Genomic DNA, 25507 nt, shown 5'->3' with positions numbered 1-25507 from the left:
TCCGTTTCGTGTGTCTGCGTCGTGGAGAGCTGGGGTGGGATGCCGGGGGCGCGGGGCTTCACCGCGCCCCCGGCAGGTCGGTCGCCTCCCGCGTCAGCGGGTGGCGAGGGCCGATTCGACCGAGACGGCCGTGAAGAGCGGCTCGCCGTGGGCGATGGGGCCCGACGCGGCATCCGCGATCTCGGGGTAGAGGTCGGGGTTGGTGACGATCACGGGGGTCGTGAGGTCGTACCCGGCCTTCTCGATCGCGTCGCCGTCAAACTCGACGAGCAGGTCGCCCGCCTTCACCTGCTGGCCGCTCGTGACCTTGACCGCGAAGTGCTCGCCGTTCAGCTTGACCGTGTCGATGCCGACATGGATGAGCACCTCGGCGCCGTCCGCGTGGCGCAGGCCGAACGCATGCCCCGTGGGGAATGCGGCGACGACGGTCCCGTCGAACGGGGCGTAGACCGCACCCGAGCGGGGCAGGATCGCGACGCCCTTGCCGAGCGAGCCGTCGGCGAAGGCGGCGTCGCCGACCTCGGCGAGCGGAACGACCGTTCCGTCGAGAGGCGACAGGATCACGACGTCGTTGGCGGCGTCGGCGCCGGCGACCTCGACGGTCTCATCGACCGCGGGCTCCTTGAAGAAGGCGACCGTGAGAGCGAAGGAGAGACCGATCGCGACGAGCAGGCCGAGGCCCATCATCACCATGTTGCCGTTGCCCAGGAGCGCGGTGACCGCGAGGCCCGACGGGACGATGAACGCCGTCGAGAACACGCCACCGAGCGAGATGATCGCACCGCCGAGCGCACCGCCGACGATGCCGAAGGCGAAGGGGCGCTTGAGGGGCAGGTTGATGCCGTAGATCGCGGGCTCGGTGATGCCGGCGAGGAAGCCGGAGATCGTCGCGGGGGCAGCGAGCGAGCGGGTGTTCTTGTTGCGGGTGCGCACCCACACGCCGGCGACGGCGGCGGCCTGCGCGAGCACGGCGGCGAACACGGGGGCGATGAGCAGCATCTGACCGGTCGTCTGGAACTCCACCTGGAAGAGCGGCACGAGGCCCCAGTGCAGACCGAAGATGACGAACACCTGCCACAGGCCGCCCATGATCGCGCCGCCCAGCCACGGGGCGACCTCGAAGACCCAGCCGATCGCGCCGCCGATGCTGCGACCGACGATGTCGGAGATCGGGCCGACGACGACGAAGACGAGCGGCACGGCGACGAGCACGACGATCATCGGCGTGACGAAGCGCTTGATCGCACTCGGCAGCACCTTCATGAGCCAACGCTCGGCGTGGCTCTGCAGCCAGACGATGATGATGATCGGGATCACGCTCGACACGTAGCTGACCATCGTGAACGGGATGCCGAAGAACGTCAGGTCCGGAGCACCGACGACGGCGGTGATCGTCGGATACACGAGCGCGCCGGCGATCGCGAGCGACGTGAACTCCTGCGCCTTGAAGTAGCGCGCCGCCGTGATCGCGAGGGCGAGCGGCAGGAAGTTGATGAAGGCATCCGACAGGGCGTTGAGGACCAGGTAGGTCGAGCTCGTCGGGTCGATCCACGAGAACGTGACCGCCGCCGAGAGGAACGCCTTCAGCAGGCCGGTTCCGGCGAGGGCCCAGAGCACGGGGGTGAAGATCGAGGAGATCATCTTGATGAAGCGGTTGAACAGGTTGCCCTTGTTCTCCGGCTCGCCCGCGGCCTGCGCCGCAGCTCCCGCCCCGCCGATGCCGGAGATCTTGCCGATCTCGGCGAACACCTCGGGCACGTCGTTGCCGATGACGACCTGGTACTGGCCGCCGGCCTGTGCCGTCGTGATGACGCCGGGAACGGCCCGGATCGCCGCGGCATCCGCCTTCGACTCGTCCTTCAGCACGAAGCGCAGCCGCGTCATGCAGTGGACCAGCGAGGTCACGTTCTCTTCGCCGCCGACGCCCTTCAGGACGTCTGTGGCCGTCTTCGCGTAATCCGCCATCGGATTCGCCTTTCTCTGTGTGAGGGTCCGGGCATCGCTGCCCGGGCAACAAAAAAACCTGGACTCGATTCATCGTGTGAACGATGAGGTGAGTCCAGGTTTCGCCCGCTGATGCGGTAACGATCCTGAGGATCTGCCGTCAGGATACCACCGGTCGGAGGTTTTCGCCAGGGCCGATCTGCGACTTGAGTCTCTCGATGTGGACGATGAGGTAGAGCACCTCTTCGTCGGTGAGCTCCGACTCGGTCGCGGCCCGCACGTAGTCCTTCACCTCGGTCGCGATCTCGAACGACGCCGGGTAGGAGTGCTTCGCGAACTCGAAGAACGAGGTGTCATGACTGCGCAGCATGGTGCGCGAGACGAGCCGCTGCAGGAGGAACTGCACGTGCAGGACGAAGCGTGCGTAGTCGAGGCTCTCGGTGTCCAGATGCACGCCCAGTCCGTTCTCGACCGTGATCACGACGTGCTGCACGCGCCGGAACAGCAGGGCGGCGGTGCCGTTCGGCTCGTCGCGGGTGGCGTTGAGCAGATGCATCGTGAGGAACACCGACTCCTCGGGCGGCAGCGGCCTCTCCAGCGCCGTCGCGATGGACGCGGCCATCTCCGCGGCCGCGGCGAACTCCTGCGGGTGCAGGACGCGCAGCTCGGGCATGGATGCCGCGGGGATGCGCACCCCCTGATCCAGCCGCTCGAGCACGAACTGGATGTGGTCGATCACCGCGATCGTGAAGCCCCGTCCGAGGGCGCGGCCGAGTGTGCGCTCGGCGCCGTCGACGGCCCGGCTCACCGCCTCGAGCACGGGGTAGGGCACCTCGGCGAGCAGGCGCAGCTCGTTCTCGGCGCCGTCTCCGGCGTCGAGGATGAAGGTCTTCTCGACGCGGGCCGGGTCGATGGCATCCGTCGGCTTCAGCCCGAACCCGATGCCCCGTCCCATCAGGACGCGCTCACGTCCGGATTCGTCGATCTGGATGACGACGTTGTTGTTCAGCACTTTGTGCACTGCGACGCCGCCCATGCCCAGAAGTCTAGGGCGGCCCCGGGGCGCCCGGCCGGGCGTGACGGGAGGAAAAACCCGCAGACGATACCGTGGGCGACGTGATCGATGCGCGAGGGCGGGATGCCTGAACTCAGTGCCCTCGGCTGGGCGGTGCTCGTGCTCGGTGCCGCCGTGATCGGCCTCTCGAAGGCGGCGCTGCCCGGAGCCGGCACGGTCGCGGTGGCGCTGTTCGCCGCCGTGCTGCCCGCGAAGGAGTCGACGGGCACGATCCTCCTGCTCCTCATCGTCGGCGACGTCTTCGCGCTGATCAGCTACCGGCGGCACGCCGATTGGCGCACCATCGTGCGCCTCGCCCCGGCCGTCGTGGTCGGCCTCGTCATCGGCGCGGTGTTCCTCGGGTTCGCGTCGGACGTCGTCGTGCGGGTGACGATCGGGGTGCTGCTGCTGCTCGTCGTCGGGATCACCCTGTGGCGTCGCCGAGCGGTCGCCGCGGTCGTTGCCGAACCGAGCCGCGTCGCCGCGGGGCTCTACGGGAGCGTCGGCGGCTTCACGACGATGGTCGCGAATGCCGCGGGCCCGGTCATGTCGATGTACTTCCTGGCGGCGCGCTTCCCCGTGCAGGCGTTCCTCGGCACATCGGCGTGGTTCTTCGCGATAGTGAACGTGGCGAAGCTGCCGTTCTCGATCGGGCTCGGCCTGATCGGTCCGGGCGGCCTCCTCATCGACCTCGTGCTGGCTCCCGTGGTGATCGCGGCGGCCTTCGTCGGGCGCGCGATCGCACGGCGCATCGACCAGCGGCTGTTCGAGCGGATCGTCATCGTGCTGACCGTTGCGGGCTCGCTGTACCTCTTGCTGCCGCGCTGAGGCCACGCGCCCCGGCATCCGTCCAGTCGCCGCCGGTACCCTGGGATCATGACTGAACCGGGCCCCGTGCGCACGACGACTCCACGCCCCGCGCGCCAGGTGCGTCCTCGGACAGAGGGCTGGACCCAGAGAGTGGATGCCGAGGGCAAACCCCTCCTCCAGTTCGCGGCGCCCAAGAAGGGCATGCCGCCCACCCACCTCGCCGACCTCACGCCCGCTCAGCGGGTCGAGAAGGTGAAGGAGCTCGGGCTCCCGGGCTTCCGGGCGAAGCAGCTCGAGAAGCACTACTTCCAGCACTACACGGCCGACCCGGCGCACATGACCGACCTGCCGGCATCCGGTCGCGGCGAGCTCGTCACGGGCCTCCTGCCGCACCTGCTCACCGAAGTGCGCCGCCTGCAGACCGACCGCGGCGACACGATCAAGTTCCTCTGGAAGCTGCACGACGGCGCGCTCGTCGAGTCGGTGCTCATGCGCTACCCCGGCCGCATCACGCTGTGCGTGTCGAGCCAGGCCGGCTGCGGCATGAACTGCCCGTTCTGCGCGACGGGGCAGGCGGGCCTCACCCGCAACATGTCGGCGGGCGAGATCATCGATCAGGTCGTGCGGGCGAACGCGGCGATCCGCGCGGGGGAGCTGGGCCCCGCGGAGCACCCCGACGAGCGCGTCACGAACATCGTGTTCATGGGCATGGGGGAGCCGCTCGCCAACTACAACCGGGTCATCCAGGCCGTGAAGACCATGGTCGACAAGGATCACGGCCTCGGCATGAGCGCGCGCGGCGTGACGGTCTCCACCGTCGGACTGGTGCCGGCGATCAACAAGCTCGCCGACGAGAACATCCCGGTGACCTTCGCCCTGTCGCTGCACGCGCCCGACGACCTCCTGCGCGACGAGATGATCCCGATCAACTCGCGCTGGAAGGTCGACGAGGCGCTGGATGCCGCGCACCGCTATTTCGAGAAGACGGGCCGCCGCGTCTCGATCGAATACGCCCTCATCAAGGACATGAACGACCACGCCTGGCGCGCGGACCTCCTCGCCCAGAAGCTCAACGCACGCGGTCACGGCTGGGTGCACGTCAACCCCATCCCGCTGAACCCGACCCCCGGGTCGGTGTGGACGGCGTCGGAGAAGGACGTGCAGCGCGAGTTCGTGCGCCGGCTCAACGAGGCCGGCATCCCGACGACCCTCCGCGACACCCGCGGCAAGGAGATCGACGGCGCCTGCGGTCAGCTCGTCGCCACCGAGGAGGACCGCGCCGTCGCGGCATCCGTCCCCGTCGACTGATCGCGTCACATCCCGTCGCTCGGCCCGCGGCATCCACCGTCGCCGCTAGCGTGGGGTCATGGTCAACTATCGCTATCTCGGCAACAGCGGCTTCAAGATCTCGGAGATCACCTACGGCAACTGGGTCACGCACGCGTCGCAGGTGGGCGACGACGCGGCGATCACGACCGTGCACAAGGCGCTGGACCTCGGGATCACGACCTTCGACACCGCCGACACGTACGCCAACACGGCGGCGGAGGTCGTCCTCGCGAAGGCCCTGAAGGGGCAGCCGCGCGAGTCGCTCGAGATCTTCACGAAGGTGTACTTCCCGATCGGACGCAAGGGCGCGAACGACACCGGGCTGTCGCGCAAGCACATCTTCGACGGCATCCACGGGTCGCTGCGCCGCCTCGAGGTCGATTATGTCGACCTGTACCAGGCGCACCGCTACGACTACGAGACGCCGCTCGAAGAGACGATGCAGGCCTTCGCCGACATCGTCCGCCAGGGCAAAGCCCTCTACATCGGCGTGAGCGAATGGACGGCCGAGCAGCTGCGCGACGGCCACGCGCTCGCTCAGCAGCTGGGATTCCAGCTCGTCTCGAACCAGCCGCAGTACTCGGCGCTGTGGCGCGTGATCGAGGAGAAGGTGATCCCGGCGTCCGAAGAGCTCGGGATCTCTCAGATCGTCTGGTCGCCGCTCGCCCAGGGCGTGCTCACCGGCAAGTACCTGCCCGGCCAGCCCGTGCCGGAAGGATCGCGCGCGACCGACGAGAAGAGCGGCGCCAACTTCATCAAGCGGTTCCTGCGGGATGACGTGCTCGAGGCCGTGCAGAAGCTGACGCCGATCGCCGAGGAGGCCGGCATCACGGTCGCGCAGCTCTCGCTCGCGTGGGTGCTGCACAACCCGAACATCGCCGCGGCCCTGGTCGGAGCCTCGCGCCCCGAGCAGCTCGAGGACACGGTCAAGGCGTCCGAGATCGTGCTCGAGCAGTCGGCCTACGACGCGGTGAACGCCGCGCTCGCGTCCGTCGCGGTCTCGGACGGATCCGCGACGTACACGGTCTCGCCGAAGACGCGACTCGTCTGAACCGCCGTGGCGGTGACGAGCGCCGGCATCCTGCTGCACCGGGCACTCCCGGACGGTGAGGTGGTGGTGCTCGTCGCCCACATGGGCGGGCCTTTCTGGGCGCGCCGCCATGAGGGCGCGTGGTCGATCCCGAAGGGCGAGTTCGATCCGGCCCGCGAGACGGCGATCGATGCCGCGCGCCGGGAGTTCCGCGAAGAGCTCGGCGTCGACGCGCCTCCCGGGCCGTACGCCGAGCTCGGCACCTTCGCCTATGCGTCCGGCAAACGGGTGACCGTGTTCGCGGCGGACGGATCGGCGTTCGCGGCATCCGACCCGGTGTTCGTGTTCGGGGAGTTCGAGATGGAGTGGCCGCCGCGGTCCGGACGGCGGCAGTCGTTCCCCGAGGTCGACCGCGCGGAATGGGTGGGGCTCGCCGAAGCCCGCTCCCTTCTGGTCGCGGGCCAGCGCCCGGCCCTCGACCGACTGGTCGGGATGCTGGGCGTCGGCGGTTCCTGACCTCGGAGATCGGGCGCACCGGGCGTGGGTGCAGCGTGCACAACTCCTTCGATACGGTCGAGAGGCGCCCCCCGAATCGTTTCGCCCTGCCTGTGCGTGTCGAATCGAAGGAGTTGTGCACCGGCGATGCGCGGGCTCAGCGCATTCTCAGCGCTTCTTGGACGGCGCCGCGCTCACATCGAGGGCCGGATGCAGGCCGCCGAGGCTCGACCACGCGCTCGCGGTGCCCTTCGCGGCGTGATCGGCGCCGCGCACGGCGCGCTCGTCCGCCCACTCGTTGAGCACGTGCCCACGGTGCCCACGCACGTGCTCCAGCACGACGTCGGGGAGACCCGCCGCCCGCCGCGCGTCGCGGGCGGCGATGAGCTGCTCGAGCAGGTCGCGGTTCTTGGTCGGGGCGCCGGTGGAGGTCTTCCACCCCCGGCGGCGGTGGGCGTCCATCCACGAGGAATACGTGTCGATGGCGTACTTCGAGTCCGCCTGCACGACCAGATGCGGGATGCCGGCGTGATCCTCGATCGCCTTCAGCAGCCCCATCAGCTCGCCGATGTTGTTCGTCCCGACCGGGATCGCCCCCGCCGCCCACTGACCGTCCTCGCCGACCCAGGCCCAGCCGGTCGGTCCGGGGTTGCCCTTGCAGGCGCCGTCGGTGGCCACGGTGTACGTTTCGGCGGTCTCGCTCACTCCTCGACGGTAGTCGATGACCGCGCCGTCGTCGCCGCGGTCATCCCGCCGGCGCGAGCTCCCGTCGGCGCATCGCGGCCACGGATGCCGCGGTCAGCGCCACGACGGCGATGACGATCCACCACAGGCCGCCCGCGTCGATGCCGTCGGTGGTCGGCGACGGAGCTGCGGCGAACGGGGACACCTTCGTGGCGGACTCGGCCATGCCGAACAGCGGGCCGAACAGCCCGATCATCGCCGCGACCATCACCAGCACCCAGCCACCCGCGATCGTCAGGCGCGGTGCGAGCACGAAGATGAGCGCCGTGAGGCCGACGAAGACCCAGGCCGCCGGCAACTGGCCTGCCGCCGCGATCGCCGCGTCACGCACGAGGGTGCCCGTGTCGTCGGTCGTCAGCGCGCCGAAGACCGCCCCGGCCGTTCCGGCGACGAGGGTCAGCGCGGCGGCGACCATCGCCACGATGAGGTAGTCCGCGAGCCACCGCACGCGCGAGATCGGAGTCGCGAGCACGATCTCCGCGGTGCCGCGCGTCTCCTCCCGGCGCGCGAGGGCGATCGTCTGCACGCCCGCGCAGGCGGCGAGGATGCCGAGCATGAGGAAGAACACGACGACGATGCCCCGTTCGAGGTCGCCGCCTCCGCCCGCGAGCTTGTCGAGCACCTCGGCGACCGACGGGTTCTGGCCCCCGATCTGGTTCGCGACCGCCCCGAGCGACGTCGCGAGGACGCCCGTGAGCAGGCCGCCGACGACCCATCCGACAATCGACGCGGTCGACTGCCGGGTGATCAGCGCCAGGTTCGAGCCGAAGTCGGCCCGTGCTCGCGCCCGACCGGTGCGCTCCGCGACGAACGCGCCGCCGATGTCGCGCCGCGATTGCAGCGCTGCCGCGGCGGCGATGAACAGGGCCGAAGCGATGCCGAGCAGGCCGACGGGGCCGGCGGCATCGGCGTCGAAGGCGCGCACGTTCTCCGCCCAGCCGAACGGCGACAGCCAGGTCACCCACGAGCTGTACATGCGCGTGAGATCGTCGCTGGGGGTGCCGAGCGTGTTGCCGATGCCCGCGAGGACGAACGTGCCCACGAGGACCCAGACCGCGAGCGCGTTCGCTCCGCGCGACGTCGGCATGAGCTGCGCCGCGACGAGGCCGACCCCGAGGAACACGACGCCGACGAGGGTGCACGAGACCCCGACGAGCACCGATCCGGTCACGGCCGCGCCGTTCGCGAGGAACGCCGCTCCGACGAGGGCGCCCAGGGCGATGTTCGCGACGATGCCGTGCACGAGGGTCGCGACAAGCGGCATCCACCGCCCCGCCGGCGTCGCGGAGAGGAGCTCCAGGCGTCCGTCCTCCTCATCGCCGCGGGTGTGCCGCACCGCGAGGAACGAGCTCATGAGCGCGGCGAGCAGGAGCAGCCACGGCAGCAGCAGGAAGACGACCATCTGCGACTCGCCGGCGCCGGAGGGAAGGCCGCGGAAGAGCAGGATGACGGGGTTCGCCATGACCGTCGCGAGGAGCGCGGTGCGCTGCTCGGCGTCTCCGTAAGAGGTGACGACTCCCGCGAAGCCGGATACCGCGAGGGCCGCCGTGCCGCCGATCCACAGGATCAGCTGCACCGCATCGCGCCGCAGGCGCTGTCGCAGCAGGGGCAGGAGGGTGCTCATCGCTGCGCGCGCTCCCCGATCTGATCGCCGCGGCGGATGGGCGGCGTGCCGGCCGGATCGCCGTAGTGGCGCAGGAACAGCTCCTCGAGCGACGGCGGCGCGATCCGCAGGCCTTCGACGCCGAGGGCGCCGAGCCGGGGGAGGGATGCCGCGACCGCGTCGCTCGGCAGTGTGAAGCTGACGCGGCCGGCATCCTCCGCCACATCCTCGGCTCCCGGCACGGTCGCCGCCGTGGTGACGTCGACGGCCCCGCCCGCGATGAAGGAGACCTCGGTGCGGGTGAGGTGGCGCATGTCGGCGAGGGTTCCCGAGTCGACGATCCGCCCGGCGCGGATGATCGAGACGCGATCGCACAGCAGCTCGACCTCGGAGAGGATGTGGCTCGACAGCAGCACCGTCGCGCCGACGGCGCGCACGCGTGCGATCTCGCTGCGGAAGACGACCTCCATGAGGGGGTCGAGCCCGCTCGTCGGCTCGTCGAGGACGTAGAGGTCGGCGGGCACGGCGAAAGCGGCGATGAGTGCGACCTTCTGACGATTGCCCTTCGAGTACGCCCGGCCCTTCTTGCGCGGGTCGAACTGGAACGCGTCGTTCAGGCGCCGGACGGATGCCGCGTACTCGGCGCCGCGCCCCCCGCCGCGGAGGCGGCTGAGGAGGTCGATCGCCTCGCCGCCGGAGATGTTCGGCCAGAGGCTCACATCCCCCGGGACGTACGCGATGCGCCGGTGCAGCTGGGCGGCATCACGCCACGGATCCGTCCCGAAGACGCGCGCCTCGCCGCTCGTCGCCCGCGCGAGCCCCAGGAGGATGCGGATCGTCGTCGACTTCCCGGCGCCGTTCGGGCCGAGGAATCCGTGCACCTGACCGGCCTCGACGCTCAGGTCGAGTCCGTCGAGAGCATGGACGCGGCGGTAGTGCTTGTGGAGCGCACGCGTGCGAATGACAGCATCCATGAGGCTGAGAGTACGCCTCCGGTGTGCGATCAGATCCCTGCGATCAGATCCTCTCGATGACCGTGGCGTTCGCCATGCCCGCACCTTCGCACATCGTCTGCAAGCCGTAGCGGCCGCCGGTGGCCTCGAGCTGGTTCACCAGGGTCGCGAGCAGGCGCGTCCCGGACGAGCCGAGTGCGTGGCCGAGGGCGATCGCGCCGCCGCGGGGATTGAGCTTCGCGGGGTCGGCGCCGGTCTCGGCGAGCCACGCGAGCGGAACCGGAGCGAACGCCTCGTTGACCTCGAACGCGTCGATGTCGCCGATCGACAGGCCCGCACGGGAGAGGACCTTGGCGGTCGCCGGGATGGGGCCGGTCAGCATGTAGAGCGGATCGTCGCCGACGACGGAGAAGGCGGAGAAGCGGGCGCGGGGCCTGAGCCCCAGGGCCTTCGCCTTCTCCGCCGACATGATGAGCGCGGCCGAGGCGCCGTCGGTGAGCGGAGACGAGTTGCCGGGCGTGATCGCCCACGCGATCTGCGGGAAGCGTTCGGCGTAGTCCTCGCTGAAGAAGGAGGGGTTCAGCCCGCCGAGACCTGCGGAGGTCGTCGTGGCGCGCACGGTCTCGTCGACGGTGTGCGCGCGGAGGATGCCGTCGGCATTCGTCACGGGGACCGGTACGATCTCGCCGGAGAACAGGCCGTTCCGCTCGGCGGACGCGGCCCACGCGTGCGACTGGGCCGCGAAGTCGTCGAGCTGCGCGCGCGAGAAGCCCCACTTCGCCGCGATGAGCTCGGCCGAGACGCCCTGGTTCACGAGCCCTTCGGTGTACCGGGCGCGGAGCTTGCGGCCCGAGATGTCCTGCCCGAGGGTCGATGCGCCCATCGGCACGCGGCTCATGGATTCGACGCCGCACGCGATGACGACGTCCTGGGATCCGGACATGATCGCCTGCGCGGCGAAGGCAGCCGCCTGCTGGCTGGAGCCGCACTGGCGGTCGACGGTCGTCGCGGGCACGTGCTCGGGGAAGCCCGCTGCGAGAACCGCCTGGCGCGTGACGTTCGTGGACTGCTCACCCGCCTGCCCGACGCAGCCGCCGATCACGTCGTCGACGAGGGCCGGGTCGACACCCGTGCGCGCGACGAGCGCTTCGAGCACCGTCGCGAGCAGGTCGACGGGGTGGACGCCGAAGAGGGCGCCGCCCGGCTTGCCCTTCCCGGACGCGGTCCGGATGACGTCGACGATGACGGCTTCGTTCATGTCTCCAGGATGCCGCACGGAACTCGCGCCCGCGCGGCATCCCCTCGACGGATCCGAGAGGTGCGGCGCCTCTCAGCGCACGGGCGCCTGCGAAGCCCGATGCTCCACCCCGGCCAGGCGCAGCCACGTCTCGACGACGGTGTCAGGGTTGAGCGAGACCGACTCGATGCCTTCCTCGACGAGCCACTCGGCGAGGTCGGGGTGGTCAGACGGGCCCTGACCGCAGATGCCGACGTACTTGCCGGCCGTGCGGCAGGCCGCGATCGCGAGCGACAGCAGCTTCTTCACGGCCGGGTCGCGCTCGTCGAAGGTCGCCGCAACGAGCCCCGAGTCGCGGTCGAGCCCCAGCGTCAGCTGGGTCATGTCGTTCGAGCCGATCGAGAACCCGTCGAAGAACTCGAGGAACTCCTCCGCGAGCAGGGCGTTCGACGGCAGCTCGCACATCATGATGATCTTCAGATCGTTGAGCCCGCGGCGCAGGCCGTTCTCGGCCAGCAGCTCGACGACGGCGTGCCCCTCGCCGACCGTGCGCACGAACGGCACCATCACCTGGACGTTCGTGAAGCCCATCTCGTCGCGCACGAACTGCAGCGCCTCGCACTCCATGTCGAAGCACGCGCGGAAGTCGGGCGAGATGTACCGGGATGCCCCGCGGTAGCCGAGCATCGGGTTCTCCTCGTGCGGCTCGTACAGCTCGCCGCCGACGAGATTGGCGTACTCGTTCGACTTGAAGTCGCTCAGCCGCACGATGACGGGCTCGGGCCAGAACGCCGCCGCGATCATCGAGACCCCCTCGGCGACGCGGCGCACGAAGTAGTCGCGCGGCGAGTCGTAGGCGGCCGTCGCGGTCGCGATGCGGCTCTGCAGCTCGGTATCCAGGGCGTCGAACTCGAGCAGCGCCTTCGGGTGGATGCCGATCTGGCGGTTGATGATGAACTCGAGCCGCGCGAGGCCGACGCCCCGGTTCGGCAGACGCGAGAACGAGAACGCCTGGTCGGGCGTGCCGACGTTCATCATGATCTTGACGGGGGCATCCGGCATGGAATCGAGGCGCGTGACCTCCTCCTCGAACGGCAGGATGCCGCGGTACACGAACCCGGTGTCGCCCTCCGCGCACGAGACGGTGACCTCGTCGCCGTCTCGGATCGTCGTCGTGGCATCCCCCGTTCCGACGACGGCGGGGATGCCGAGCTCGCGTGCAATGATCGCCGCGTGGCACGTCCGACCGCCGCGATTGGTCACGATCGCGCTCGCGCGCTTCATGATGGGCTCCCAGTCCGGGTCGGTCATGTCGGCGACGAGCACCTCACCGGGCTGGAAGTCCGCCATCTGGTCGAGGCTGCGGAGCACCCGGGCGGGGCCGGCGCCGATCCGCTGGCCGATCGCCCGGCCGACGGTCGCGACCTCGCCGCGCGCGCCGAGCACGAATCGGCGCGTCACCCCGGCCTCGACACGGGAGACGACCGTCTCGGGCCGCGCCTGCAGGATGTAGATCCGACCGTCGATCCCATCCTTGCCCCACTCGATGTCCATCGGGCGCCCGTAATGCTCCTCGATGACGAGCGCCTGCCGGGCGAGCTCCACGAGATCGGCGTCGTCGATCGAGAAGCGCCGGCGGTCGTCCGCCGCGACGTCCTCGAAACGGGTGGAGGCGCCCGCCTCGGTGGCGTCGGTGTACCTCATGGCGATCGCCTTCTCGCCGACCGAGCGCTTGAGCACTGCGGGGCGCCCGGCGCGGAGCGCCACCTTCGAGACGTAGAACTCGTCGGGGTTGACAGCGCCCTGCACGACCGCCTCGCCGAGCCCGTAGGAGCTCGTGATGAAGACGGCCTCATCGAACCCCGACTCGGTGTCGACGGTGAACATGACGCCGGCGGCGCCCACGTCGGAACGCACCATCTTCTGGATGCCGGCCGACAGGGCGACCTCGTCGTGGTCGAAGCCGTGGTGGGCGCGGTAGGCGATCGCGCGGTCGTTGTAGAGCGAGGCGAACACGGAGCGGATCGCGGCGAGCACGTTGTCGATGCCTGCGACGTTCAGGAAGGTCTCCTGCTGGCCGGCGAAGGAGGCATCCGGCAGGTCTTCCGCGGTCGCCGACGAGCGCACGGCGAAGGATGCCTCGGGGTGCGCGCCCGCGAGCTTCTCGTACGCGGCGCGGATGTCCGCCTCGAGGTCTGCGGGGAACGGCTGCTCCTCGACCCACGCGCGGATCTGCGTGCCCGTGTGGGTGAGCGCGGCCACGTCTTCGACATCGACCCCGCGGATGATATCGGCGATCTGCTCTCTGAGGCCCCCCTCGGCGAGGAAGGCACGGTACGCGTCGGAGGTCGTTGCGAACCCGCCCGGCACGCTGACGCCGAGCGAGGAGAGATGCGAGACCATCTCGCCGAGCGATGCGTTCTTGCCACCCACGGCGGGGAGGTCTGCCATGCCGAGCTGGTCGAACCAGAGGATGCTGCTCATGTGTCGGGCCTTCCGTGAGGTGAGGCGCACCGGAGGGGTGCACGCCGGGGGAGCCGCACCGGGTCAGGTGCGGAGTTTGAGGGACTGCATGATGACGGCGGACATCTCCTCGACGCTCTTGGTCGACGAGTTGACGAAGGGGATGTGCGTGCGGCGGTAGAGGTCCTCCGCGCGGCGGAGCTCGAGCGTGCACTGCGCGAGCGAGGCGTACGTCGAGTCGGGTCGGCGCTCGTGGCGCACCTGGCTCAGGCGGAGCGGCGTCGTCGTCAGCCCGAAGCAGCGGGCGGCGAAGGGCGCGATCGGCCGGGGCAGGCCCTCGGTGGGGAAGTCGTCGTCGGTCAGCGGGTAGTTCGCGACGAGGAGCCCGTACTGGAGCGCCAGGTACATCGTCGTGGGCGTCTTGCCGCACCGCGAGGGGGCCACGATGATGACGTCGGCCTGATCGAGCGCACGCATCGACTGCGCGTCGTCGTGCTCGATCGCATACTCGACGGCGCGCATGCGCGCGAAGTACTGCTCGGTGTCGCCGACGGTGTGGAACGAGCCGAGCTGCTCGGAGGCCGTCGTGCCCAGGGCCTGCTCGAGTTCGGTGAGGTGCCCGCCGAGGAGGTCGATGTGGGTGGCGCGGGCGCCGCTGAGCACGCGCGCGACGGCGGGGGACCGGACGGTGTGGAAGACGATCGGCTGCGCCCCGGCATCCGCGGCGCGATCGATTTCGCGGAGGGCCGCCGCGGCGCCCTCCGCCGAGTCCACGAACGGGATCGTGTGGTGGCGGAACGTCACGCCGGGGAAGTTGACCAGCAGCGCGCGGCCGAGCGTCTCCGCGGTGATGCCCGTCGAGTCGGAGACGAAGTACGCCGCGCGCGGTGTGGCTTCGGCCGGAAGCGCCGACGGTGAACGGGGGGTAGGTGCCGCCATGGTCCGACGCTACGAAAAGTTCGGACCTCTCTCCCCCGATTCAGCTACACAAGAATCGAGGAACTTTCGAGTGGGAAAGGAAGAGGGGATGCCGAGGCCCCAGCCCCCGGCATCCCCGGCTCTTCCGCGTGCGGATCGCGAACGCGGATCAGATCTGCGAGCGCGGCCCCGGCTCGACGATCTTGTTGAACCCGGTGACGGGCTGGTTCTCGTCGAACGAGACGATCGGCCGTCGGAAGCCGCGCGTGAGGAACACCAGGTAGAGGAGGCCGAGACCCGTCCAGATGAGGCCCACGATGAGCGCGTGGTCGTCGAGGTTCACCCACAGCAGGCCCGTGAGGAGCATGCCGATCGCCGGCATCACGATGTACGTGAAGACGTCCTTCGGAGTCTTGCGGCGTCCGCGACGGACCGCGAAGTATGCGATCACCGAGATGTTGACGAACGTGAACGCGATGAGGGCGCCGTAGTTGATGTAGTCGACGATCTGGTCGAGCGTGAACGCGATCGCCGCCAGGCACACGATGCCGGTGAGGATGACGGTGAACACCGGAGTGTGCGTGCGCGGGCTGACGTAGCCGAAGAACCTCTTCGGGAGGACGCCGTTGCGGCCCATCACGAGCAGCATGCGCGCGACGGAGGCGTGCGAGGCGAGCCAGGATGCCAGGGTGGCCGCGAAACCGGCGGCGGTGAGCACGGCCTGGAGCCACAGGCCGCCGACCTGCGAGCCGATCTCGGGGAGCGTCGAGTCGGAGATCGCCTCTTCGGGGAACGCCTCGTACGACGGGAAGCGCAACTGCGTGAAGTACGCCGCGACGAGGAAGATCGCGCCGCCGATGAGCACCGTGAGGAGGATCGCGCGCGGCATGATCTTCGGCGTCTTCGCCTCCTCGGCGTACATCGTCACGGCGTCGAAGCCGATGAACGAGAAGCACACGACCGTGGCTCCCGCGAGGACCGCGCCGAAGGAGACCTCGGGGTGGATGAACGGCCGCACCGAGGCGATCGTGCCGGCGCCCGCACCCTGCAGGAGCTGGACGGCGACCATCACGACGAAGACCGTCATCACGATGATCGAGAAGACGAGCAGGATCATGTTGACGTTCGAGGTGCCCCGCATCGTGACGTAGATGATGCCGGTGACGCCGGCCGTGAACACCACGACCCAGATCCAGCCGGGCACGTCCGGGAAGAAGGCCTCCATGTAGCTGCGGAGGATGAGTGCGTTGACCAGCGGGAGCAGCAGGTAGTCGATGAGCGAGGTCCAGCCGACGAGGAAGCCGAGGCTCGGGTGCATCGACTCGCGCACGTACGTGTACGCGGACCCGGCGCTCGGGATCGCGCCGACCATCTTGCCGTAGCTGATCGCGGTGAAGCCCATGACGATCAGGGCGACGGCGTACGCGGCGGGGACGACGTTGTTCGTCTCGACGGCGACGTTGCCGAAGGTGTCGAAGATGACGGTCGGCGTCATGTAGCCGAGGCCGAGGCCGACGATCGACCAGAGGCCGAGTGTGCGGGCCAGGTTGGGTGTGCGGCGGGCGGTTGCGGTGCCCGCGAGTGACTCGTTCGTGATGACCTCCATGGACGTCGGCGCGGTGCGCGAAGGTGTCGGGTGATCGAACATTAGGGGCGCTGCGTTTCCGATGTGTAGCGTTCGTGTCTCACCGGATGACACGGCGCGGCCATGTCCGGACGGTTCGACCGGAGGAGGTGCTCGATGCGGACGATCGGTGCGGAGGCCGCTCAGACGCCGCGGCGGCCGTCGGTGCGCTCGAAGATGAGGCTCGTGTTCGTCGCGGCGACGATCGAGTGCGTCGACAGATGATCGGTGACGAACGAGCGGAGGTCCGCGCTGTCGCGCCCGCGGAAATGGATGACGAAGTCCTCCGCGCCCGCGACGTAGAAGTACTGCGCGACGTCGGGGTGCGCCTTCAGCTCCTCCGCGAAGCGGGTGAGCTGGGCGCGCGCACCCGGCCGGATGCGCACCGAGACGAGTGCCTCGGTGCGGTAGCCGAGCGCCGCGGGATCGACCTCGACGGTGAAGCGGCGGATCACCCCGCGCGACACGAGTCGCGCGATGCGCGCGTGCACGGTCGAGGCGGCGACGTCCAGGTGCTCCGCGAGGCGGCTGAGCGGCTGGCGCGCATCGATGCGCAACTCGTCGACGAGTCGGAGATCGGTGGCATCCATCGAAGGATTCGTCGCATCATGCGCCATGTACCGATCGTAGTTCGATGAGTCCCGCCGATTCCACCGAATCTGCGACGACTCTTGTCGGCTCCCCTCGCGCCTGTCATCGTTCACTCCGCGCCGCCTCGATCGAGGCCGCGCGGAGTGGAGGAGCGCGCGCATGATCATCGGTGTCCCGGCAGAGATCAAAGACAGCGAACGCCGCGTCGGCATGACGCCGACGGGCGTCGACGAGCTCGTCGCGCGCGGCCACCGCGTGCTCGTCCAGTCGGGTGCCGGCGCCGGGTCGGGCTTCTCCGACGACGCCTATCGTGCGGCGGGCGCCGAGGTGGTGGCGGGCGCCGCCGACGTGTGGGGAGCGGCGGAACTGCTCGTCAAGGTCAAGGAGCCCATCGCCTCCGAGTACGGCTATCTGCGCGCGGACCTCACCCTTTTCACCTATCTGCACCTCGCCGCCGCGCCCGCGTTGACGCAGGCGCTGCGGGATGCCGGGACCACCGCGATCGCGTACGAGACCGTCCAGCTCCCCGACCGGTCGCTGCCCCTGCTGGCGCCGATGAGCGAGATCGCGGGGCGCCTCTCGGTACAGGTCGGAGCGCAGCAGCTGCTCGGCCCGGCCGGCGGTCGCGGCATCCTGCTCGGCGGCGTCCCGGGGACGCCCCGCGGCCGCGTCGTCGTCATCGGCGGCGGCGTCGCGGGCACGCACGCGGCGCAGATGGCCGTCGGGCTCGGCGCGCACGTGACGATCGTGGACGTGTCGATCCCGCGCCTGCGCGTGCTCGACGAGCAGTTCGGCGGGCGGGTGGACACGCGCGTGTCGTCGCGGAGCGTCATCTCCGATCTCGTCGCCGACGCCGACCTCGTCGTCGGGTCGGTGCTCGTGCCGGGCGCCGCGGCGCCCAAGCTCGTGACGCTCGACATGGTCGAGCGGATGCGGCCCGGGTCGGTGCTCGTCGACATCGCGGTCGATCAGGGCGGCTGCTTCGAGGGCACGCACCCGACGACGCACTCCGACCCGACCTATCCCGTGCACGACGCGATCTACTACGCGGTCGCGAACATGCCGGGCGCAGTGCCGCTGACCTCGACCCTCGCGCTCACGAACGCGACTCTGCGGTACACGCTTGCACTCGCCGATCAGGGCGTGGATGCCGCGCTCGAGAGCGACGCGTCGCTGCGCGCCGGGCTCTCGATCCGCGGCGGCGAGGTCATCGACGCGCGCATCCTCGGCTGATTCCGGCTGATCTGGGCTGATCCCCGGCTGATTCCCGCCGGGTCTTCCGTCGGGTGGGCGTTCCGTATTCAGTCTCCGCGGAGCGGTCACCGCGGGCGGCCCGCGGAATTCCGGGGGAGAGGGCCGGGGCCGCGCCCGGGCAGACTGAATACGGAACGCCCGCCCGCCCGCCCGCACCCTATGCTGACGCGCATGACCGACGAATGGCTGCTCGCCCGGCCCGAGATCGACCTGGACGAGGCTCGCGCGCTCGCGCGCCTCGCGTACGGCGTGGATGGTGAGCTGCACGAGCTCGGCAGTCAGCAGGACCGCAACTTCCTCGTGACGGATGCCGCCGGCGCGGGCGTGCTGCTGAAGATCTTCCACCCCTCGGTGCCCGCCGAGGCGGTGGCGCTGTATCTCGCGGCATCCGATCGCCTCCGGGATGCCGGGATGCTGACCCCGCGCGTCCTGCCGACCGCGGACGGCGCGCGCGTGACGTCCATCGCGTGCGACGACGGCGCGACCGCGATCGTCGCCGCGTTCGAGATCGTCGACGGCGAGCCGCTGTCGGACGTCGCGACCGTCGACGGCGCCTACGCCGACGAGCTGGGCGAACTGGCAGGAGATGTCGTCGCCGCGTTCGCCGCGCTCCCCGAAGCGGGTGCCGACCGAAACCTCCAGTGGGAGCTCGGCAACGCCCTCGCCGTCGTCGAGCAGCTCCAGGGCGATCTGCCGGACGATCGGCGCGAGCTCTGCCTCGCCGCCGCGCGCGGCGCGGCCGCCGAGCTCGCCGCCGTCGCGGGAGCGCTGCCGCGCCAGATCATCCACGGAGACGTCACCGCGGACAACGTCATGCGAGACCGGCGCGGCCGGCACTGGGTGATCGACCTCGGCGACACCGCGCTCTCGTGGCGGGTCGGCGAGCTCGCCGTGCTGTGCGCGGACCTCTACGGTCGCACCGGCGACCTCACGATCGTCGGCCGCGCCGTCGCTGGTTTCGACCGCGCTGCGCCGCTCACCGACGACGAACTGCAGGCGCTCTGGCCCCTCGTGGTGCTGCGCGGAGCCGTGCTCGCCGTCAGCGGGTGGAGCCAGCTGCGCATCGACCCGGGCAACGACTACGCGCGCGAGCGCGTCGAGCACGAGTGGCGGGTGTTCGACGCGGCGCGCCGGGTCGCGTCGGCGGATGCCGAGCTGCAGCTGCGTCTCGCAGCGGGCCGGCCGCATCGCCGCGGGCTGATCTACGCCGCGCTGCTCGCCGCGGACGAGGATGCTGCGTCCGCGGCGCCGGCCGTGCTCGATCTGGGGGTGCGCAGCCCGCTGCTCGATCGGGGCCGCTTCCTCGAGCCGGGCATCGAGACGGCGCTCGCCGGCGCCGCCCTCGCGAGCCCCGACACGACCGCGGTGGCGGCACGGTTCGGCGAGGCGCGGCTCAGCCGCCTATCCGCCGATGTCACTCACCCGGCGGCGACGCGCGCGCGGGTGGTCGAGATCTGGACGGCGGCGGGCGCCGGCACCCATGCGCCCTTCGCGGGCATGCTCACCCGGGGCGACGGGTTCATCGAGCTGACGGATGCCACGGTCGTGCTCCGTATCGCCGGGGTCGCCGGCGACCCGGTCGCGCCGACGGGGCCGGTGGCGGCCGGGACCCCGATCGGCACGGCCCTTGCAGGCGACGACGGGCTCGGCCACCTGCTCGTCTCCCGTCGCCTCGCGGGTGCCGAGCGCGACGACCTCTTCGCCGGCGCCGAGGACGAGTTCGAGCGCCCCGGGGCCGCCGATCCGTCGGCGATCCTCGGCATCCAGCCCGCCCCGGATCCCATCCGGGCAGAGCGTCGCGCGCGCCGGCGTCGCGAGAACGCGATCGGGGCAGCGGCCGAGCGCTTCTACGCCGAGCCGCCGCAGATCGAGCGAGGGTGGCAGGCGCTCCTCATCGACACGCGCGGGCGCGCCTACGTCGACCTCGTCAACAACGTCACGGCGATCGGCCACGCCCACCCCGGCTTCGCCGACCGCGTGAGCCGCCAGCTGCACCTGCTCAACACGAACTCCCGCTTCCTCTACGACGCCTATGCGGAGTTCGCCGAGCGGCTCGTCGCGCACGCACCCGATCCGTCGCTCGACACCGTCATCCCGGTCAACAGCGGGTCGGAGGCCGTCGACCTCGCCCTCACCCTCGCGCGCGTCGCGACCGGCAGCCGCGACGTCATCGCGGTGCGCGAGAGCTATCACGGCTGGACGGCCGCCGCCGACGCGGTGTCGACGTCGGCGTTCGACAACCCCGCGGCCGCCGCGTCGCGCCCCGAGTGGGTGCACCTCGTCGACGCGCCCAACGCCTATCGCGGCCCTCATCGCGGGCCGGATGCCGGGGCGCAGTACGCGGCGGAGGTCGCGGCGCTCGCCGCCCGCCTCGCCGACGAAGGCCGACCCGCCGGCGCGTTCATCTGCGAGCCCGTCCTCGGCAACGCGGGCGGCGTGATCCCGCCCGAGGGGTACCTCGCCGCGGTCGCCGATGCCGTGCGCGCGCACGGCGGGCTCTTCATCGCCGACGAGGTGCAGGTCGGCTACGGCCGCCTCGGCGCGGCGTTCTGGGGCGCGCAGCTCCACGGCGTCGTGCCCGACATCATCGCCGTCGCGAAGGCCGCCGGCAACGCCTACCCGCTCGGGGCGGTGCTCACGCGACGCGAGATCGTCGACGCGCTCGCGCGGGAGGGCACGTTCTTCTCCTCGGCGGGGGGCACACCCGTGAGCGCCGTCGCCGGGTCCGCGATCCTCGACATCATCGACGGCGAGGATCTGCAGCAAAACGCCGCCGATGTCGGCGGTGCGATCGCGGACGGCGTCCGGGCGCTCGCCGAGCGGCATCCGCTCATCGGGGCCGTGCACGGCAGCGGGCTGTACCTCGGGATCGAGCTCGTGCGGGGCCGGGAGAGCCTCGAGCCCGCGCGCGCCGAGGCGGCGGAGGTGTGCGAGCGGATGCTGCGTGAGGGCTTCATCGTGCAGGCCGCCTCCGAGCGGCAGAACGTCCTGAAGGTCAAGCCTCCTCTCGTGCTGACCGCCGATCAGGCTCGTGCGTTCGTCGCCGCGCTCGATCGCGTGCTGACCTCTTTGTATACCTGAGAGAGAATAAGGCGCCCGCCGCTCCCGTGAGCGGGGATCTTTGTATACACTGACCTTCCAGGAGGTCACGGATGCGCGCGAGCGATCGGGCATACGCCACGCTGCTGGACGAGATCCAGTCCGGCGCACTGCGCCCCGGCACCGTGCTCGGCGAGGTCGAGCAGTCCTCCCGCCTCGGCGTCAGCCGGACCCCGCTGCGTGAAGCGCTCTCGCGCCTCACTGCCGACGGACTCGTCGCCCAGGCATCCCCCCGCGTGACCGTCGTCACCGACATCGACGCGGGCGACATCCGCGCCCTGTTCGAACTGCGCCGCGCGCTCGAGGAGACCGCGGCGCGCGCGGGCGCCACCCGGGGCGACCGCGAGGTCTTCCGCGCCCTCGCGAGCGAGTTCGCGGCGACGGATGCCTCGGCATCCCCCGACGCGTACTACGCCCTGATCGCCCGATTCGACCGAGAGCTGGATGCCGCCGTCGCGAACGACTACCTCACGGCGGCGCTGCGGAACGTCCGCACCCACCTCGTCCGCGTGCGACGGCTCGCGCGCGACAACCCCGATCGCCTCGCGGCATCCGTCGCCGAACACCGCGTGATCGCGGCGGCGATCGCCGCGGGCGACGGCGAGCTCGCGGCGCACGCGACCCACGTCCACCTGCACAACGCCCTCACGTCGATCCTCGACACCCTGCACGTCATCTCGTCCGACACCCCGGAGGCCACCCCATGACCGTCATCCATCACGTCCGCGTCCACCGGAGCGAAGAGAACCTCGCGCGGGAGGACCAGCTCGCGTACGAGATCGCCGAGGTCGCCGCCGACCCGGTCGCCGTCGACGCCGAGGTCGTGGAGATGATCATCAACCGCGTGATCGACAACGCGTCCGTCGCCGCCGCCTCGCTCACGCGCGGGCCTGTGACGGCGGCGCGCAGCCAGGCCCTCGACCACCCGGTGTCGCGGAACGGCCATGGCGGCACGGTGTTCGGCGAGCCGAACGAGACCGTGTCGAGCCCCGAGTGGGCGGCGTGGGCGAACGGCGTCGCCGTCCGCGAATTGGATTACCACGACACGTTCCTGGCGGCGGAGTACTCGCACCCGGGCGACAACATCCCGCCGATCCTCGCGGTCGCCCAGCATGTCGGCGCGGACGGCGCGGCACTGGTGCGCGGCATCGCGACGGGCTACGAGATCCAGATGGACCTCGTGCGCGCGATCTCGCTGCACAAGCACAAGATCGACCACGTCGCCCATCTCGGGCCGTCGGCCGCGGCCGGCATCGGCACGCTCCTCGGTCTCGACGTCGAGACGATCTCCCAAGCCGTCGGGCAGGCACTGCACACGACGACGGCCACGCGGCAGTCGCGCAAGGGCGAGATCTCCACGTGGAAGGCGCACGCCCCCGCCTTCGCCGGCAAGATGGCGGTCGAAGCCGTCGACCGTGCGATGCGCGGGCAGACCTCGCCGAGCCCCATCTACGAAGGCGAGGACGGCGTCATCGCGTGGATGCTCGACGGCCCGTCCGCGAGCTACGACGTGCCCCTCCCCGCGCCGGGCGAGCCCAAGCGCGCGATCCTCGACTCGTACACGAAGGAGCACTCGGCCGAGTACCAGGCGCAGGCGTGGATCGACCTCGCCCGCAAGCTCCACCACGAGGCATCCTTCGACCCCGCGGATGTCGCGTCGATCGTCCTGCACACGTCGCACCACACGCACTACGTGATCGGCTCGGGCGCGAACGACCCGCAGAAGTACGACCCCGCTGCCTCGCGCGAGACGCTCGACCACTCGATCCCGTACATCTTCGCGGTCGCCCTGCAGGACGGCGGCTGGCACCACGTCGACTCGTACCTGCCGTCGCGTGCTGCACGGGAGGACACCGTCGCGCTCTGGCACAAGATCACGACGGCGGAGGATCCGGAGTGGACCCGCCGATACCACTCCGAGGACCCGGACGAGAAGGCCTTCGGCGGGCGCGTCGAGATCACGCTGCAGGACGGCACCGTGATCACCGACGAGATCGCCGTCGCCGACGCGCACCCGCTCGGCGCTCGTCCGTTCGCCCGCGAGAACTACATCGCGAAGTTCCGCCTGCTCGCTGAGCCCGTGCTCGCGCCGGAGGAGATCGAGCGGTTCCTCGACCTCGCCCAGCGTCTGCCGGAGCTGACGGCCGCCGAGGTCCGGGAGCTCAACATCGTCGCGAAGGCGGGCGTCTTGGCATCCGTCACCAGCCCGAAGGGGCTCTTCTGATGCTGTACGCCCAGACTCCGGCCGCCGAGAAGCGACGGCTGCTGCGCGAGCGGCTCGCCGCGGGCGAGCTCCTGCGCTTTCCCGGTGCGTTCAATCCGCTGAGCGCCCGGCTCATCGAGCGGAAAGGCTTCGAGGGCGTGTACATCTCGGGCGCGGTGCTGTCGGCCGACCTGGGCCTGCCCGACATCGGCCTCACGACGCTCACCGAGGTCGCCGGGCGTGGGCAGCAGATCGCCCGCATGACCGAGCTCCCCGCGATCATCGACGCCGACACCGGGTTCGGCGAGCCGATGAACGTGGCCCGCACGATCCAGACGCTCGAGGATGCCGGGCTCGCCGGCACCCACATCGAGGATCAGGTCAACCCGAAGCGCTGCGGACACCTCGACGGCAAGCAGGTCGTCGACCAGGACACCGCGCTGAAGCGCATCCGCGCGGCCGTCGACGCCCGCCGCGACCCGAACTTCCTCATCATGGCGCGCACCGACATCCGCGCCGTCGACGGGCTCGCCGCCGCGATCGACCGCGCCAAGGCGCTCGTTGACGCCGGGGCCGACGCGATCTTCCCCGAGGCGATGGCCGATCTCGGTGAGTTCGAGGCCGTGGCATCCGCCGTCGACGTCCCGGTCCTCGCCAACATGACCGAGTTCGGCAAGAGCGAGCTGTTCTCGACCGCCCGGCTGAAGGATGCCGGGGTGCAGATCGTCATCTGGCCGGTGTCGCTGCTGCGGATGGCCATGGGGGCGGCGGGCCGCGCGCTCGATACCCTGAACGAGGAGGGGCACCTGACCTCGCAGCTGGATCAGATGCAGCACCGCGCCGACCTGTACGACCTCCTCGACTACGAGGCCTACAACCACTTCGACCAGAGCGTCTTCAACTTTCAGATCACGAGGGAGTGACCCATGACGGACATCAAGAAGGGCCTGGCCGGCGTCGTCGTCGACTACACGGCCATCAGCAAGGTCAACCCCGAGACGAACTCGCTGCTGTACCGCGGGTACCCCGTGCAGGAGCTCGCGGCGACCCAGCCGGCTGACGCCGTCGCCTACCTGCTGTGGAACGGTGAGCTGCCGACGCCGGAGCAGCTCGAGGCGCAGCGCGAGGAGGGCCGGCCGTGGCGCGCGCTCGCGCCCGAGGTGAAGGCCGCGATCGACGCTCTCCCGCTCGATTCGCACCCGATGGACGAAGTGCGCACCGCGGTCAGCGTGATCGGCGCGATCGACCTCGCGGGTATCGACAACGTGCTGGATGCCGTGGGCACGATCGAGCAGAACCGCGCCCGCAGCCTGCACCTGTACGCCGCGCTGCCCGCGATCGTCGCCTACGGCCAGCGCCGTCGGCACGGGCTCGAGCCGATCGAGTGGCGCGAGGACCTCGACTACGCCGCGAACTTCCTCTGGATGGCCTTCGGTGAGGAGCCCGAGCCCGTCGTCGTGGATGCCTTCAACCGCTCCCTGGTGCTCTACGCGGAGCATTCGTTCAACGCCTCGACGTTCACGGCGCGCGTCATCACGTCGACGCTCAGTGATCTGTACTCCGCCGTCACCGGGGCGATCGGCGCGCTCAAGGGACCCCTGCACGGCGGCGCCAACGAAGCCGTGATGCACATCTTCGACGAGATCGGCGAGGCCGCGAACGTGACGGCGTGGCTCGACGACGCTCTCGCATCCAAGCGCAAGATCATGGGCTTCGGTCACCGCGTCTACAAGCGTGGCGACTCGCGCGTCCCGACGATGCAGGCGGCGCTGTACAGCCTGGTCGACCACTATGACCGGCCCGACGTGAAGGAGCTCTACGACACCCTCGAGAGCGAGTTCGTGGGCCTCAAGGGCATCTACCCGAACCTCGACTACCCGTCCGGCCCCGCGTACAACCTGATGGGATTCGACACGCTGACCTTCACGCCGCTGTTCGTCGCGGCGCGCGTGGCGGGCTGGACGGCGCACATCATGGAGCAGATGGGGTCCAACGCCCTCATCCGGCCGCTCTCCGAGTACAACGGGCCCGACGAGCGCCACATCGAGGGCTACACCCCCGACACGGCCACCCTGCGGGTCGCGGAGCGCCCGGAGGAAGCCGCCGACTGACGTGCGGGACGAGAACGGCTCCGGATGCCAGGCATCCGGAGCCGT

At 70.4% G+C, this 25507-nt stretch carries 20 protein-coding genes; 10 read left to right on the top strand and 10 right to left on the bottom strand.

The genetic code is table 11. The features are described from left to right. Positions 1-93 precede the first annotated feature (93 nt). Positions 94-1965 (bottom strand): beta-glucoside-specific PTS transporter subunit IIABC, encoded by a 1872-nt coding sequence (locus tag J0I43_RS04540; protein WP_292859721.1) that lies wholly within the window; start codon positions 1963-1965, stop codon positions 94-96. Positions 1966-2104: 139 nt separating this feature from the next. Beyond that, positions 2105-2980, bottom strand: a complete 876-nt coding sequence (locus J0I43_RS04535; protein WP_292859718.1) for a PRD domain-containing protein — start codon at positions 2978-2980, stop codon at positions 2105-2107. A gap of 102 nt (positions 2981-3082) precedes the next feature. On the opposite strand from J0I43_RS04535, the gene J0I43_RS04530 reads away from it, so the two are divergent. From J0I43_RS04530 to J0I43_RS04515, 4 genes are read left to right on the top strand one after another with little or no spacing between them, the layout of a single operon-like run. Continuing rightward, a complete protein-coding gene (locus J0I43_RS04530) occupies positions 3083-3826 on the top strand; it encodes a sulfite exporter TauE/SafE family protein (RefSeq protein ID WP_292859715.1) in 744 nt (247 codons plus the stop codon). A 48-nt stretch (positions 3827-3874) separates the two neighbouring features. Next, on the top strand, positions 3875-5116 hold the full coding sequence (gene rlmN, locus J0I43_RS04525) for a 23S rRNA (adenine(2503)-C(2))-methyltransferase RlmN (RefSeq protein WP_292859712.1): 1242 nt from the start codon (positions 3875-3877) through the stop codon (positions 5114-5116). A 58-nt stretch (positions 5117-5174) separates the two neighbouring features. After that, entirely contained in the window at positions 5175-6188 is a 1014-nt protein-coding gene (locus J0I43_RS04520) for an aldo/keto reductase family protein (RefSeq protein ID WP_292859709.1), read from the top strand. 6 nt (positions 6189-6194) lie between these two features. Then, positions 6195-6683: an NUDIX domain-containing protein gene (locus J0I43_RS04515; RefSeq protein WP_292859706.1), complete on the top strand. Its 489-nt coding sequence runs from the start codon at positions 6195-6197 to the stop codon at positions 6681-6683. 147 nt (positions 6684-6830) lie between these two features. Here the strand turns inward: J0I43_RS04515 and J0I43_RS04510 are convergent, their stop codons facing one another. The 8 genes from J0I43_RS04510 to J0I43_RS04475 all read right to left on the bottom strand — a co-directional run bounded on the left by J0I43_RS04510 (position 6831) and on the right by J0I43_RS04475 (position 16821). After that, positions 6831-7367: a ribonuclease H gene (locus tag J0I43_RS04510; protein ID WP_292859703.1), complete on the bottom strand. Its 537-nt coding sequence runs from the start codon at positions 7365-7367 to the stop codon at positions 6831-6833. Between the two features lie 40 nt (positions 7368-7407). Continuing rightward, entirely contained in the window at positions 7408-9030 is a 1623-nt protein-coding gene (locus tag J0I43_RS04505) for a polyketide antibiotic transporter (RefSeq protein WP_292859700.1), read from the bottom strand. After that, positions 9027-9983 carry an ABC transporter ATP-binding protein gene (locus tag J0I43_RS04500; protein WP_292859697.1) on the bottom strand — a complete coding sequence of 319 codons (957 nt, stop codon included), beginning with the start codon at positions 9981-9983 and terminating at the stop codon, positions 9027-9029. Before J0I43_RS04500 ends, J0I43_RS04505 begins: the two co-directional genes overlap by 4 nt. A gap of 43 nt (positions 9984-10026) precedes the next feature. Then, positions 10027-11220 (bottom strand): acetyl-CoA C-acyltransferase, encoded by a 1194-nt coding sequence (locus J0I43_RS04495; protein WP_292859694.1) that lies wholly within the window; start codon positions 11218-11220, stop codon positions 10027-10029. Between the two features lie 72 nt (positions 11221-11292). Continuing rightward, positions 11293-13683, bottom strand: coding sequence for a phosphoenolpyruvate synthase (ppsA, locus tag J0I43_RS04490; RefSeq protein WP_292859692.1), 2391 nt, complete (start codon positions 13681-13683; stop codon positions 11293-11295). Between the two features lie 63 nt (positions 13684-13746). After that, positions 13747-14601: a pyruvate, water dikinase regulatory protein gene (locus J0I43_RS04485; protein WP_292859689.1), complete on the bottom strand. Its 855-nt coding sequence runs from the start codon at positions 14599-14601 to the stop codon at positions 13747-13749. A 148-nt stretch (positions 14602-14749) separates the two neighbouring features. After that, positions 14750-16186, bottom strand: coding sequence for an APC family permease (locus J0I43_RS04480; RefSeq protein ID WP_292859686.1), 1437 nt, complete (start codon positions 16184-16186; stop codon positions 14750-14752). 161 nt (positions 16187-16347) lie between these two features. After that, on the bottom strand, positions 16348-16821 hold the full coding sequence (locus J0I43_RS04475) for an Lrp/AsnC family transcriptional regulator (protein WP_292859683.1): 474 nt from the start codon (positions 16819-16821) through the stop codon (positions 16348-16350). Between the two features lie 133 nt (positions 16822-16954). Here J0I43_RS04475 and ald point away from each other — a divergent pair, with 133 nt between their 5' ends. The 6 genes from ald (at position 16955) to J0I43_RS04445 (ending at position 25462) form a co-directional block, all read left to right on the top strand. Next, positions 16955-18028 carry an alanine dehydrogenase gene (gene ald / locus J0I43_RS04470; protein ID WP_292859680.1) on the top strand — a complete coding sequence of 358 codons (1074 nt, stop codon included), beginning with the start codon at positions 16955-16957 and terminating at the stop codon, positions 18026-18028. 192 nt (positions 18029-18220) lie between these two features. Next, complete coding sequence (locus tag J0I43_RS04465; RefSeq protein ID WP_292859677.1) at positions 18221-21130, top strand: aminotransferase; 2910 nt, start codon at positions 18221-18223, stop codon at positions 21128-21130. A gap of 71 nt (positions 21131-21201) precedes the next feature. After that, the gene (locus J0I43_RS04460; RefSeq protein ID WP_292859673.1) at positions 21202-21855 is read left to right on the top strand and encodes a GntR family transcriptional regulator; all 654 of its coding nucleotides are present in this window, start codon (positions 21202-21204) and stop codon (positions 21853-21855) included. Beyond that, positions 21852-23372: an MmgE/PrpD family protein gene (locus J0I43_RS04455; protein ID WP_292859671.1), complete on the top strand. Its 1521-nt coding sequence runs from the start codon at positions 21852-21854 to the stop codon at positions 23370-23372. The genes J0I43_RS04460 and J0I43_RS04455 overlap by 4 nt, the downstream gene beginning before the upstream one ends. Continuing rightward, on the top strand, positions 23372-24274 hold the full coding sequence (gene prpB / locus J0I43_RS04450; protein ID WP_292859668.1) for a methylisocitrate lyase: 903 nt from the start codon (positions 23372-23374) through the stop codon (positions 24272-24274). The genes J0I43_RS04455 and prpB overlap by 1 nt, the downstream gene beginning before the upstream one ends. A gap of 3 nt (positions 24275-24277) precedes the next feature. Beyond that, positions 24278-25462 (top strand): bifunctional 2-methylcitrate synthase/citrate synthase, encoded by a 1185-nt coding sequence (locus J0I43_RS04445; protein ID WP_292859665.1) that lies wholly within the window; start codon positions 24278-24280, stop codon positions 25460-25462. Positions 25463-25507: the final 45 nt, after the last annotated feature.

Source organism: Microbacterium sp. (assembly GCF_017305435.1).
GTDB lineage: Bacteria > Actinomycetota > Actinomycetes > Actinomycetales > Microbacteriaceae > Microbacterium.
This window is presented reverse-complemented; position numbering and strand designations above follow the sequence as displayed.